Annotated in this window: 14 protein-coding genes and 1 other RNA gene; 5 read left to right on the forward strand and 10 right to left on the reverse strand. The window is 47.3% G+C overall.

The annotated features are described in order from the left end of the window. Positions 1-37 precede the first annotated feature (37 nt). Together SPM24T3_RS11765 and ada are read left to right on the forward strand one after the other, a co-directional pair. Positions 38-559 carry a GNAT family N-acetyltransferase gene (locus SPM24T3_RS11765; protein WP_009636974.1) on the forward strand — a complete coding sequence of 174 codons (522 nt, stop codon included), beginning with the start codon at positions 38-40 and terminating at the stop codon, positions 557-559. A gap of 76 nt (positions 560-635) precedes the next feature. Next, positions 636-1,730, forward strand: a complete 1,095-nt coding sequence (gene ada / locus SPM24T3_RS11770; RefSeq protein WP_009636975.1) for a bifunctional DNA-binding transcriptional regulator/O6-methylguanine-DNA methyltransferase Ada — start codon at positions 636-638, stop codon at positions 1,728-1,730. A 59-nt stretch (positions 1,731-1,789) separates the two neighbouring features. Here ada and SPM24T3_RS11775 read toward each other — a convergent pair whose 3' ends face one another. Further along, entirely contained in the window at positions 1,790-2,503 is a 714-nt protein-coding gene (locus tag SPM24T3_RS11775) for a GNAT family N-acetyltransferase (RefSeq protein WP_009636976.1), read from the reverse strand. A gap of 151 nt (positions 2,504-2,654) precedes the next feature. Between SPM24T3_RS11775 and SPM24T3_RS11780 the strand changes: the two genes are divergently transcribed. After that, positions 2,655-3,434 (forward strand): 2OG-Fe(II) oxygenase, encoded by a 780-nt coding sequence (locus SPM24T3_RS11780; protein WP_009636977.1) that lies wholly within the window; start codon positions 2,655-2,657, stop codon positions 3,432-3,434. Between the two features lie 54 nt (positions 3,435-3,488). Here the strand turns inward: SPM24T3_RS11780 and SPM24T3_RS11785 are convergent, their stop codons facing one another. Together SPM24T3_RS11785 and SPM24T3_RS11790 are read right to left on the reverse strand one after the other, a co-directional pair. After that, entirely contained in the window at positions 3,489-4,592 is a 1,104-nt protein-coding gene (locus tag SPM24T3_RS11785) for a DUF2817 domain-containing protein (RefSeq protein ID WP_009636978.1), read from the reverse strand. Positions 4,593-4,651: 59 nt separating this feature from the next. Continuing rightward, on the reverse strand, positions 4,652-5,431 hold the full coding sequence (locus SPM24T3_RS11790) for an ABC transporter substrate-binding protein (protein WP_009636979.1): 780 nt from the start codon (positions 5,429-5,431) through the stop codon (positions 4,652-4,654). Between the two features lie 210 nt (positions 5,432-5,641). On the opposite strand from SPM24T3_RS11790, the gene SPM24T3_RS11795 reads away from it, so the two are divergent. Further along, positions 5,642-6,118 (forward strand): GNAT family N-acetyltransferase, encoded by a 477-nt coding sequence (locus SPM24T3_RS11795; protein ID WP_009636980.1) that lies wholly within the window; start codon positions 5,642-5,644, stop codon positions 6,116-6,118. A gap of 41 nt (positions 6,119-6,159) precedes the next feature. On the opposite strand, the gene SPM24T3_RS11800 is transcribed toward SPM24T3_RS11795, so the two are convergent. From SPM24T3_RS11800 to SPM24T3_RS24675, 5 genes are all read right to left on the reverse strand, one after another. After that, on the reverse strand, positions 6,160-7,500 hold the full coding sequence (locus tag SPM24T3_RS11800; protein WP_009636981.1) for a histidine-type phosphatase: 1,341 nt from the start codon (positions 7,498-7,500) through the stop codon (positions 6,160-6,162). 61 nt (positions 7,501-7,561) lie between these two features. Then, positions 7,562-7,996 (reverse strand): GNAT family N-acetyltransferase, encoded by a 435-nt coding sequence (locus SPM24T3_RS11805; RefSeq protein ID WP_009636982.1) that lies wholly within the window; start codon positions 7,994-7,996, stop codon positions 7,562-7,564. Between the two features lie 388 nt (positions 7,997-8,384). Beyond that, complete coding sequence (locus tag SPM24T3_RS11810; RefSeq protein WP_009636983.1) at positions 8,385-9,149, reverse strand: isocitrate lyase/phosphoenolpyruvate mutase family protein; 765 nt, start codon at positions 9,147-9,149, stop codon at positions 8,385-8,387. Beyond that, positions 9,133-10,224, reverse strand: coding sequence for a bifunctional transcriptional activator/DNA repair enzyme AdaA (locus tag SPM24T3_RS11815; protein WP_009636984.1), 1,092 nt, complete (start codon positions 10,222-10,224; stop codon positions 9,133-9,135). The genes SPM24T3_RS11810 and SPM24T3_RS11815 overlap by 17 nt, the downstream gene beginning before the upstream one ends. A gap of 214 nt (positions 10,225-10,438) precedes the next feature. Beyond that, positions 10,439-10,687: a hypothetical protein gene (locus tag SPM24T3_RS24675; RefSeq protein WP_071988427.1), complete on the reverse strand. Its 249-nt coding sequence runs from the start codon at positions 10,685-10,687 to the stop codon at positions 10,439-10,441. Positions 10,688-11,300: 613 nt separating this feature from the next. Between SPM24T3_RS24675 and SPM24T3_RS11820 the strand changes: the two genes are divergently transcribed. Continuing rightward, on the forward strand, positions 11,301-11,561 hold the full coding sequence (locus tag SPM24T3_RS11820) for a DUF1471 domain-containing protein (RefSeq protein WP_009636985.1): 261 nt from the start codon (positions 11,301-11,303) through the stop codon (positions 11,559-11,561). 492 nt (positions 11,562-12,053) lie between these two features. Here the strand turns inward: SPM24T3_RS11820 and ssrA are convergent. Together ssrA and smpB are read right to left on the reverse strand one after the other, a co-directional pair. Continuing rightward, positions 12,054-12,434, reverse strand: a transfer-messenger RNA (tmRNA) gene (gene ssrA, locus SPM24T3_RS24680). Between the two features lie 49 nt (positions 12,435-12,483). Further along, positions 12,484-12,966 (reverse strand): SsrA-binding protein SmpB, encoded by a 483-nt coding sequence (gene smpB / locus SPM24T3_RS11825; protein WP_009636986.1) that lies wholly within the window; start codon positions 12,964-12,966, stop codon positions 12,484-12,486. Positions 12,967-13,044 lie beyond the last annotated feature (78 nt).

A 13,044-nucleotide genomic window follows, 5' to 3' on the forward strand; every position in this document is an offset into this window, starting at 1 on the left:
TACTATATTGGAAATTAAACCAGCAAGGGGAAATACCATGAAAATGATCGACTGCACTGAACAGCGTCACGCTCACGCTATACTTGAGATCTTTAACGAGGCGATCGTCAACTCGACGGCGCTGTACGATTATCACGAACGCTCGATTGCCTCGATGGCACCGTGGTTTGCCGCCAAGCGCAACGGCAATTTCCCGGTGATAGGCCTGGAAGACGACGATGGCAAACTGTTAGGTTTTGCCAGCTATGGCACTTTCCGCGCCTGGCCAGCCTACAAGTATTCCGTTGAGCATTCGATTTATATTCATCCGCAGCATCGCGGGCAGGGGCTGGGAAAAATCTTGCTCGATGCCGTTATTGTCGAAGCCCGGCAGCGACAGGTACATACGCTGATTGGCGAGATCGATGCCACCAATGCTGCCAGTATCGCGCTGCACACAAAGGCAGGATTTGCCGAGGCCGGGATCATCAAGCAGGCCGCCTACAAGTTTGATCGCTGGCTGGATCTGGCGTTCTATCAGCTTGTCCTGACCACGCCTGATCAGCCGCGAGCAGAATGAGAAAGCAAGCGGCAGAGTGCTGCGGTGGCGCAAAAGTTTTAGGCTGGGTTGAATTAATCAGACAAGTGAGAACACCATGAAACGTGATCCGAAAGACAGTGTGTTCGCCGACGAAGACGCGCGCTGGCAGGCAGTAATCGGTCGCAATCGCGAGGCGGACGGGCATTTCGTTTATGCAGTAAAAACGACCGGAATTTACTGTGCGCCCTCATGTCCATCACGCCAGCCGAATCGCCAAAACGTTGAGTTTTTTGCCGATGCCGCACAGGCCGAAGCCGCAGATTATCGACCATGCAAGCGCTGCCGACAGGGGCGAATATCTTTGCAGCAGCAATACAGTCAGCAGATTGAGCAAGCCTGTCGTTTGCTGGAAGACGCAGAGAAAACGCCGACTTTGGAAGAAATTGCCCAGCAGGTTGGAGTCAGTGCCTGGCACTTTCACCGTATCTTCAAAACTTTCACTGGTTTGACGCCGCGCGCTTATGCCATCGCCAAAAGACAACAGCGGGTGCGCGAGGCGCTGGCGGATAATCCATCGATCACTGATGCTATTTTAGATGCAGGTTATGCTTCCAATGGTAACTTTTACGCCAGCTCCCCTGCCAGTCTGGGGATGACGCCGAGCGCCTATCGGGCCGGTGGTAAGGGCATGGCGGTGTGGTTTGCCGTTGGGCATTGTTCGCTGGGGGACATTTTGGTAGCGGAAAGCTCGCGCGGGATTTGCGCGATCCTGCTGGGTGACAACCCGCAGACTCTGGTCGAAAGTTTGCAGGATAACTTCCCGCATGCGCAACTGCTGGGCAATGATCCTGATTTTGAGCAGCGCGTTGCAACAGTGGTTGGTTTTGTAGACCGGCCAACAGCAGGGCTAAATTTGCCGCTGGATATTCGCGGTACGGCTTTCCAGCAGCGGGTCTGGCATGCTTTACGGGCGATTCCGGTGGGCGAAACGCTGAGCTATTCCCAGGTTGCGGAAAAAATCGGCTCACCCAAAGCGGTTCGCGCCGTTGCCGGAGCCTGTGCCGCTAATTTGCTGGCAGTGGCTATCCCTTGCCATCGCGTAGTCCGCAATGATGGCAATATCTCAGGATACCGCTGGGGCGTGGCGCGCAAAAAGAGTCTGCTGGAGAAAGAGCAAAAACGCGAAGCGCAGTTAATCCAATCTCGTTAATTTAGTTAGCAAAGGCGCGGGTTGAACCGGGTATTTTACTGTTAAACCCGCGGGAAAAGTTATTCCGATCTGGTTCTGAATGCTTCAAGCTTCTGTTTTTGCTGGCCTTCAGGGGAGAAGTTGTCTGCACTTAACCATTGTTCAAATGCGGCTTTGATAGGCGACCATTCCTGATCGATGATCGAATACCAGCAGGTATCGCGGTTATTACCTTTGGTCAGCAGCGCCTGACGGAAAGTACCTTCATATTGAAAACCTAAACGTTTGGCGGCCAGATTCGAGGCATCGTTCAAACTGTTACATTTCCACTCGCAGCGGCGATAGCCAAGAGAATCAAAGAGATAAGTTAGCAGCAGAGAGATAGCTTCGGTGCCAAAGCGTGAGCGCTTCATCAGCGGTGACCAGTTAACCCAACCAATTTCCGCTACGCCGTTCACGGCATCAATACGCATTAATGATACGCCGCCGATGGCGCGCTGCGTTTCTTTATCAACCACTGCAAAGTACAGCGGGTCTTTAAGAGTAGAAATTTTTGTTATGTAATTGTCGCACGCTTGCTGAGTTGCAGGGCGGTCGATAGAGAAGTAAGTCCAGTCGCGGTCATCATTAATACTGTGCCAGGCGTTAAACAAGGATTCGCTGTGTTTATTAACCTCCAGCGGTTCCAGGTAACAGTACAAACCTTGCAGCGTAATGCGTTCCGGCAGTGGGCGAGGTTGCCATCCTTTAACTTCATCGCCAATCGGTTGTCCAAAATGATTCAAGGTTGTCATCTTAATTCCGTTTTACCTGTGTGGTTGATGAATGAACATTCATAAAATCAAAACTTTCGCGAATTCGCAATCGATTCTATTTCCCAGTATTGGGAAGCTTGGATAAAGTGAATGCAACTGAGTTTTTCCTGATTAATTCCTGAGGGCCGTCATGCAACATCTCGACAAGATCGTTAATTTCGCTGCTAACCCGATTAAGGACGCAGATTTCCTCGCTCGCTGCAAAGAGACGCTGGATAATAAAGGGGCATTGGTGCTGCATCGCTTCCTTAATCCCACGGCGCTCACGGAGATAAAACAGGAAGGCGATGAAAACCGGCATTTGGCTTATTACACCAGCAGCAATCACAATGTCTATCTGCTTAAGCCCGATGAAAGTCTGCCGGCTACGCATCCGCGCAATCGGCAGATAGTGTCTTCCAAAGGCTGTATTACCGACGAAGAGATCCCACCAAATTCTGCACTGCGGGCGCTCTATGATGCTCCAGAGTTTCGCGCATTTTTGTGTGCAGTATTGGGAGAGCAGCAGCTTTATCCGTATGCCGATAAACTTTCTTCAATTAATCTGCACTATGCCAGCGAAGGTCAGGAACTGGGCTGGCATTTTGATAACTCTTCTTTTGCCATCACCTTGTTGATACAAAAACCCGAAGCGGGCGGGGTGTTTGAGTACGTCGAGAATCTGCGCGATGCCGACAACGGCGACATGAACTACGACGGCGTCGAAAAACTGCTGGATAAGCAAATTCAGCCGAAGAAACTAGGCATTGAAGCCGGGGATTTAGTGCTATTCAGGGGACGCAACGCTATTCACCGCGTTACACCAACCGAGGGAAACACCACCCGTATGCTGGTGGTGCTGGCCTATAACTCGCAGCCCGACATCTCGCTTTCAGAAACCGCGCGACTGACTTTTTACGGCCGCGTCTGATAAAAAGGCTCATTCAGCCAGCGCAGAATGAGCCTTTTCGCTCATGGCAATGCCTTAGAGTGTTGCCAGCGCATTAAATCCGCGATTAAAAATCTGCTGGGTGCGCAGCTGAACCAACTGCTGCCAGTCTTTATCCTGCGGATAAAACCCTTCGAACAGCTCGCCTTTAATTTTCTTACCCTGTGGGCTTTGTGGATCGCCGTAAAGATGCAGCCAGTGATCGTCACGAACCAAATGATGCATGGTTTCACCGTCGTAAGTCCCGCATTCGATCACCAGCTGAATCAGCTGCGCGTCAGGCAGATTATCAAGCATAAATTGCGACAGGTAGCCGGTGGCCGTAGCCGTCACGCCAGTGTCACTGCCAATATTTTTGCCGGTTACCAGCACATACAGCCAGGGACCAAACACCTCGCGCGCCTGTTGCAGCGAAGGATAAGCCTGTTGAGCAATCGCCATGAGCATCGGATGGCCATAGGCGCCCGCACCCGTGTGCAAATCGAAGCTGATTATTGCCTTGGCGTGTGCCAAATGGGTGTGGATAATCTTCAGTAAAGTTTGATTAGACCAGCTTGCCTGCTTGCCGCCAAAAAAGATCCCGTCTTCATGCCGATACTGGCCGGCCTCGACTATTTTTTTCACTTCAGCCCAGCCCGCTTGTTGAGCGCGATGATCCATAAGATCGTCCGCAGCCGCGCGCTCAGGCCCATTCAGATCTTTACTCAGATAAATATCATGCAAATCTTCATAACGATCGTTGGCCGGAAGTGGGTTGCTGAAATCAACAAAGTTGCGATTCAGATCCATATTATCTTCATTGACCCGCCGCAGGTGCGCAGTCCCCCACGGGTTGATCAGATGGATCATGACCAATGCAGTGTCGGCAGGCAAGGTGTTGGCATGATTCACTTTCATCCAGTCTATCTGCGATTGCGAACCATAGTAGCCTTCAACGCCGTGCGTGCCCGAAACCACCACAAACAGCCGCGACGAAAGAGGATTGCCTAGCACCGCCACGTCAGTCGCCAGGTCCTCACCTTTTGGGCCTTTTAAGGGATGTGGATAATGAGTGATTGTCGCCCCGGCATCTTGTGCAGCGGCAAGAAAGCGAGCGCGTTGAAAGCTAAAATCGGGGAGCTGGGCATAACCTTGCAGCATCCTTATCTCCTTGCAATCAGGTTAAGATTACCGGCCATCCTAAGAGTAGCCGGCTGCTGTCATGGCTTTTTATTGTAGACTTCAAAGCTGAAATATTTTTTCTCAATCTTCTCAAAGGTGCCGTTCTGGTGAATAGCCGCCAGTGCATTATTGATCATTTCCTGATGTTCTTTATCGCCTTTACGCAGGCCAATTGCGGTCCCCGCGCCAAGATACTTCGGATCAGTCAGCATGCCGCCGCTGAAGGCAAAATCTTTTCCGGCGGCGGTATCAAGGAAACCGGACTGTGCTGCGGCGGCGTTGGTCAGGGTGGCGTCAACACGGCCGGACTCTAGATCCTGATTCACCAAATCCTGATTCTGATAGGAAACAACGTTGATTCCCTTGCTCTGCCACAGTGCCTGTGCATAAGCTTCCTGAATCGTCCCCTGCGCGACGCCAATAGTTTTGCCTTTCAGCGCTTCTGGAGTGGGTAAGATCCCGCTGCCTTTTTTAGCCACTAATACGCTTGGAATGTGGTAAAGCATATCGGAGAAATCAACCTGTGCCTGGCGTTTTGGCGTCACGGACATTGCAGAAAGTACTGCGTCGAATTTTTTAGCATCCAGCGCCGGAATAATGCTGTCAAAGCCGGTTTCGACCCATTGGCATTTAACTTTTAATTGCTGGCAGATAGCGTTTCCAAGATCAACGTCAAAGCCGACCAGGCTGCCGTCTGGCGCTTTGGTTTCAAAAGGAGCAAAAGTAGGGTCAACACCAAAGCGCAGTACTGATTCGGCGTTCGCCAATGAGCTAAACGAGGCCAGAGCCAGTAAGGTAAATAACGCGCTTTTTTTCATCAGATATTCCTCAGGGTAAATTTATGGTTCATCAGAGCAAGATGCGTACCATCTTTATCAATATCTAATGAGAATACCTGACAGACAGGGCTAACTAAACATGCAGAATGAAAACAGGTTAATGCACCAGTCTGTAGTGTTGCCACAACAGAAACATAGGGTTTACAGTGAAATGCAGGGCGACTTTGTCTGACATACTCAGGGGGATAAATGGAGATAAGAATAGCCAGCAGAGATGATGCGCTAGGGCTTTGGCAGTTGCGTAATCGGGCGTTAAGGCACGGTTGCGCGGGCGTTTATGAGCCAGCAATTTTAAGCGCCTTCACGCCTGAGAAAATGCCGGACGGTATGAATAAGGCTGTGGCTGAAAATCAGGTTTTTATCATAGATTCCTCAGACGATAATGTGCCTTGTGCCTGTGGTTATCTCGACTTGGTAACCGGGCACGTTGAAGCAATTTTTACCTTACCGGAATATCAGGGTAAGGGGCTGGCATCGTCGATTATTAATGCTATCAAACAGCAGTCTCGTAATTTAGGAATGACACAACTAACGTTGTCTTCGACGCCAAACGCCGTGGGGTTTTATCAAAAGCAGGGTTTCACGATTGTGTCGAAGGGAAAATATTTTTCGAAGTCAGTGCAAAGCGATCTCGATTGCTTCGAAATGATCTGGCTGGATAACTGAACTGCATAAGCGGCAGTGAGTTATCCAGCCATTACATAATTTTAAATTTTACACTGCGGCAACTGAGCTTTCTCAATCACTTGATGGAAAGTACCGATCGCACAGAGTTTATTATCACCAATATTCTCGCAGCCCGGAATACTTAGCGCCACGGTCATCGGCGGATGCTTGAGGGTTAGCTTGTGCTGCGTACGCATCTGATCTTGAGTCTGATAGACCATTCTCAACGAAATATATTGTTGATGCGTGGTCTTATCCTGCCAGCGTTCAAACATCAATGCGCCAGCAGGTGGCGTATGGTCAGGCTGGTCAGTTAGAGTCCAGTCAAGGCCTAACGCTCCAGCGACATTCTCAATATTAGTGTCGTGTCCGCCAAGGATTAGAACCTTGTTACCCGATGGCAGGCTAAACCCTGACGAGGCTGGAGCGGCGGCTCCGAATGCATTATCAATCACTTGCAAGACCGGCGTGCCGTTTGATTTGGCAATATAAGGCGTGCCCGACATCAGGCGGAATTGCAAATTATGCAATTCGAGCAGCGCCTGCCAGGTTTTTTGGTCTTTAATTCGCCCCCAGGCCACGTCCTGCATACCTTGAGCATCTTCCAGCAGGAAGTTTTCGGCAAAGGTAGACGACATTCCGATCCCACCTTCCAAAGTCGCCTCGGTGCCCTTTTTCTTCATCTTTATCGAGGAAGGTATGTCGATGACGGCACTGCAAGTTTGACCGGTTTGTTTCATCTGCTGGCAATAGCTAGATTGAGGATAATTCAATACCTGACTCATAAGCTTTAGCTGCGGAGCGTAGGTTTGATCTAATGCGTCCAGCGAGCCGCCAGCTTCTTTATCGATGGCCTTGATTGCGGTTGCCTTATCCAGCGTACAAATCCCGGCTTTTAAAGGATGAAATACAGGATCGGGCTTTTTAAGATCGGCCTGATTTTTAGCCATCACGTGGCAGTGCGGTGCGATGGCGCTTAACAGTGTTTGAGTCGTTAGGCGCGTGCGCTGGTCAGTATCACCCCAGCCGAATACTTCACTGTCCCCAGGGCATTGCTCAGACGAAAGTAGCCCCTCTTTTTTAAAATAATCACCATAATAAGTGCCCATCAGCGAGACTAATTGTTGACCTCGCGGCGTAAGATATCCCGGTTTTACAGGCCACTTAGGCCAGTCCTGACCTGCCAGATCCTTCATCTCTTTAGTTTGCTTGGTTGGCGAGCGTACACCGTGGCGACTTAAAATAACCGCCTGTTGCAGTTGAAGATCTTGTGGGGCTGGGATTACAGTTGTCACCGCATCACTGGCGGCAAAGGAGCTTGCCGGTAAAAACAGGCTGGTGATTACCGCTGAAAAAAGAAAGGTATAAGGCTTTACTGACATCGGGTGGGCATCCTTCTAAAATTTAGAATGATTTTCTCTTAAAAAAATGAGGAATATATGATTATTGTGTAATTAAGAGTTTGCTCATAAACACTCGACTGCTACCTGCTGGCAAACATGGAACCTCGCCAAAACGCTTCCAGCCATATTTGGCATAAAAATCAGGCGCCTGAAAGCTCAAGGTATAAAGTACCGCAGCGGAGCATCCGCGTCTTATCCCTTCCTGTTCAAACTGGCGCAGCATTTCGGAACCTAAACCAGAACCTCTCAACTCTTCAGGTAAGTAAAACAGTTCGAGAAATAGCAGGCCGAGGGAAGAGCGTCCAAGCATGCCGCCCAGCACTTTTCCTGTCTCGGGGTCTTTAACTACGATGGCTAATGCTTGTCGATCCTGGAGCCCGGCATTATCCACATTGAATTCGTCGAGTCCTTTTCCAATGATATTTCTCGTTTCTTCATCAATGATATCGGTCATTTGCAGCTGATACTTTTCCATCACTACCTCAGTCAGTACATCACGATTGAATTCTTGCCTGATGATGAGGTTGAGTCTGAGTGAAGGTCAAGTGAAACTAATGCGTCAAAGCAAGTTGAAAGTAGATGATATCGCTATCATTATTGAGCTATGTCTTCGCTGTGGTGGCAGAAAACGTGCGGTTTATTACCTTGTGGATCGAGAAAATAGGCGCCTTAAAAGCTCGGGTGATAACCCAGGCGCAGATCCGGTTTGCCTTAACAATTCACGCCTAATGAAATGGCCATTTCATCTACTTCATCTACTTCATTTACTTTGGTCATACAGCGCCGCAAATTTGTTTTATCTTTGTTACCTTTGCCACTCATTTTGGTTTGCTACTTTTCTGTATGAGGCATCTTTTAACAATTCATTCTGTGACTTGATACAGCACTCGCGATTGTTTCTTTATTTTTTCCATAAGGCTGATAAAAGGATAGGGGCCAAAACTGATGCGACTTACACCTAACTGAGTGAACTGTGACAAAGAGGTGTCGCGATCATTCATCATGATATTAATAGGTAAAGGTGAGAAGTCACAGAGTTCCGCAATTAACTGCGGGTGAGTAAGGCCTGGCACGAAAATACCATCGGCGCCGGCTTCCTGATAGGCCAAGATGCGTTTTTTCGCCTCTGTCATCAATTGAGGATGTACTGCCACATCTGGCTGTTGCAAGAAAACATCGGTTCGAGCATTTATAAATAAACCATTCCTTTCAAATTCCGCCACTTTTACCAGTGCGGTAATATCTCTGCATTGGTTATTTACTGAATTTAATGTTTGCTGACCCAGAAGCTGATCTTCAAAATTAATTCCGGACACCCCTACTTGCAGCAGCGCCTTCAGATTGTCGCACTTACTGGCCCCGTACCCTGTTTCAAAATCAATAGTTAGTGGGAGATTCACCGTTTCAGCAATTCTTTTAGCGGTTTGCAACAAAATGCTGAACGGCATCTCTTCACCGTCCTGATATCCCTGAGCGGCTGCTAAAGCCCAACTGCCTGTGGCGATGGCTTTGGCTCCGCCGGTTGCTACGGCCTGTGCGCTTCCCACATCCCAAATATTATACAAAATCAATGGATTGGCTTTACTATGCAAGTTCCTGAATTCAATTGTTTTATTTTCCTGATTCATTTCCCCACTCCTTTTTAGATGATTTCATGGCTATTCTTCTTTCATGTTCAATTAACCAACGCTTGCGCCATAGGCCGCCGCCATAACCCGTTAACGAGCCGTCAGCGCCTATGACTCGGTGACAGGGGATTAGAATTGAAATCTGATTAGCGCCATTTGCTCTTGCTACGGCTCGTGAAGCCGAAGGCTGGCCGATGTCTTTGGCTAAATCTGAATAGCTGCGTAATTCCCCTGTGGGGATCGCTCTGAGAGCATCCCAGACTTTTCGGGTGAATAAGGATCCAAACTCGGCTAAATGGGTCTTAAAAACCTGATTTTTTCCTGAGAAATAACTGATTAGTTCTTCATTAAGCAGTTCCAAAGCCGCGGTGCGGCCAAAGATAATTTCTGAACTTGTTAACTTCTTAAGCTTATCTATTGCATTGGCTAATGCTGGACGATCGACAAACTCCAGCAAATACAGAGTCTGCTCATCGGCAATTGCCAGCATCGTACCGATGGGAGTATCAAGCCATTCGGCCTTAAGAAACAGATGTCTATGGGCATGGCTTGGTTTAAGGCCTATTTGACGAGTTATCGCCGCCCTAAACCCACTGGAAGATTCATAGTTGGCATCAAGCTGAGCCTCTATGACCTGATTACCTTTGGTAAGTGCATCGACGCCTTTTCCTAATCTTCGTAATCGTGCAATTTCAAGAAAGGTAATACCGAATTGGCGTTTAAAGGCACGGCGGACTGTTGAAGGATCCATTTTCATTGCTTGAACATCATCTTCACTCCATCTTTTATCGGGGGAGTTTTCTAATGCGGTCAGTAAATTATCAATTAATGGATCTTTTTGCCCGCCGAGCATAAGTGGGCAGCATCGTTTACACGGTCGATATCCAGCTTCCATAGCGCTCGCGACTGACGAATAAAAGACAGAGTTTTCACGTTTGGGCTTTCGTGCGGGGCAGGTTAGGCGGCAAAAAATACCCGTGCTTTTTACGCCTACAAAGGCAAAACCGTCAAAGGAAGGGTCACGTTCAATTAGGGCACGGTAAAGGATATCGTCGTCGGGTAAATCGAAAAGCATGATTCAACTCTCAGCGGGGATAAGTGAGAAAAGCATAAGGGATTTATATCATTGAGTACGACGATTTTCGGGCGTTGATTTTGCTGATTTGGAATTAAAATTTACTATTGGAATAAAATCTAGGGCGGTATGGCTGATAGTTATTTCTGATATTTTTGAGCGATTAAAGCCGAGCCTGTGAGTAGTGGTTAATCAGGCTCCGGCTGTTGATTGATTAACGATCCTTAGTCGACTGTGAAACAACTGAACCTGCTAAAGTTTTTGTTACCTTATCTGATTTAGGGTCTCTTAGTGCCTTCGAAGCAATAGCCTGTAATTCTTCTCCTGTTTGATTCTCTGTTCCTGTTTGCGAAAGCACAGACCCCGCCAAACTTTTTTCAATAGGAGAAGCTAGAGGATTTGAAAGAGTTTTGGCTGCTAGATGTGAGGCAAGCCTTGATGATTTCTTGGTATTCTTCGACATATTCATTTCACCTATATAAATGAGGGAAAGATATAAAATATTTATATGTATTTGAATATTATAGATATATTCGATATTTAAGTTATAGGTGAAGGCGAGTGAGAGCAATCAGATGAGGGGAGTAAATTGAGCTAATTTATTCTTTTCAGATTAAATGAAGCTTGGTTAAATACTTTTAAATTCATAAGGTTAAAGTATTTTTAAAAAGATAAATTCAATTTCTCTTAAAAAAAGTATTTGGCGTGGATGTGATTGGAAGGTAAGGGAAAAATTTTTTGGCTGGCATCCTTCGCCGTCATACCGCTTTAGTTATGGTCCGTGGGTTTAGCTTTGCATATTTCTGGACGGGCAGAGGACGCGTAGTTCCTGACATGTACGAATCCTTTCATGATCAGGTTTAGGGTTTTGGGACAACATTTTCGCAATGCACAGCCATATCGCTAACAGATTGCATTCTTATGGTCAGAAAAATATAAGCACAATATGTTAACGACTGTTAAACAAACGCCTTGCACAGAATTCCTCCGAGGCATACCATTTGTTTAACGAACGATAAATAAATTTATCCACCCAAACCTGCAAGACTAAATTAAAGAGATTTGAAGGAATTATTATGAAAAGCCTGACTAAAGCATTTGCCGTTATCGCACTGACTACTGCTTCATTTGCAACATTCGCTGCTACCGAAGTGAATTCTGCTCCAGCTGGCGAGCACAGCATTGGTACAATAAGTGAGTCTGTAGACAGTGGAGATGTTGGTGTGCTTCACGAAAAATTAGCGGCTAAAGCGGCGCAAGAAGGTGCAAGTTCTTACCAAATCATCTCTACCCTTGGTCAAAATAACGTCTCTGGTTCAGCAGAAATCTATAAATAATTTTTTTGCCTAATCCATGAAGTATTGAGAGTAAAAATATGGCGAAAGACCGGCTTAGATATAATGTCTGTCTGATAAAAATCAGCTGATCGTTCCCCCATATCATGAAGAATTCCGGAGCAACCAATGTCTCCGGTTTTTTTATGGCAAAATCCCAATATATTGACATGTTTAACTCTGCAAACATTCCCTCTGCTAACATTTGTTGATGTTTTTCCCCGCACTAATTCAGCAGCTTCTCGCTGAAACCAGCAACGTGATTTTTGTAAACTCTGTCTTCGCTAAGGTTTGCCCTGCCACATTCGGATTTTTCAATTAATAGGCCTGCAGTTTTGAGAATAAATCGTAGCGTAGGCTTAAGGTGGGCTAATAAACGCTAGATATACGAGGAGGGTATTGGACTATTACGGACACAAAAAAGCCCGCAGACCTTGTGGGGTGCGGGCTCTTCGTACTTCTCCGGACTTATCTGGTAATAACCGGAGTACTATTTGGTGGAGCTGGGGGGATTTGAACCCCCGTCCGAAATTACTACGCCGTTGGCACTACATGCTTAGTCCAGTCATCACATTCACCGGTTAGCTGCGGACGGACACGCCACTAACAAACTAGCCTGATTGGTTTTAACGCTTTCACCCCAGGCAGGATGTCCACGCGAGCTCTTTTGGGTTTGACCTTTCTTGATCCCCGTCCTAAGAGCGGAGGCTAGGGAGAAAGGGAACCTTCAGTGTATTAGACTGATTAAGCTGCTAAAGCAGCAGATTCGAATTGCGAGTCGTTTGCAATTATTTTTTTTGCGGTTTTTTACGAGGCCTCCGCACCTCGGCATGCACCTTGGGTTTCGCAAATCCCGTCGAATCCAGAATCAGCCCCAAAGAACTGTTAGCAGTATATCAGAACTTTACCCCGATAAGCCAGAGACTTAACGGTTGGAGCCTTTCATAATACGTGCTTTATCTACTGCCCATTCGCGATCTTTGGCGGAATCGCGTTTGTCGTGATCTTGTTTACCTTTGGCCAAGCCGATTTTGACTTTAGTCCAGGCGTTTTTCCAATACATTGAGAGAGCAACTACCGTATAGCCATCGCGATTTACCTTGCCAAACAGCTTATCAAGCTCGCGTCTGTTCATTAAGAGTTTACGGGTACGCATCGGCTCGCAGACAACATGACTTGAAGCAACGCTCAGGGGTGTAATGGTAGCACCAAACAGGAAGGCTTCCCCGTCTCTGAAGGTCACATAACTATCAGCAATGTTGGCTTTGCCCGCACGCAGTGATTTTACTTCCCATCCTTGCAAAGAAATACCAGCCTCAATTTCATCTTCGATGAAATATTCATGGCGTGCGCGTTTGTTCATTGCAATGGTTGCGGAACCGGGTTTATGTGCTTTTTTCTTTGTCATAGTGACACTTATTATACTGTAAGCATTGCCGAATGAAATCCCCTGAGGGTTGAGAGTGACTGTTTTTCACAGCTTGTG

The sequence above is a fragment of the Serratia sp. M24T3 genome (assembly GCF_000257645.1).
Classification (GTDB): domain Bacteria; phylum Pseudomonadota; class Gammaproteobacteria; order Enterobacterales; family Enterobacteriaceae; genus Rouxiella.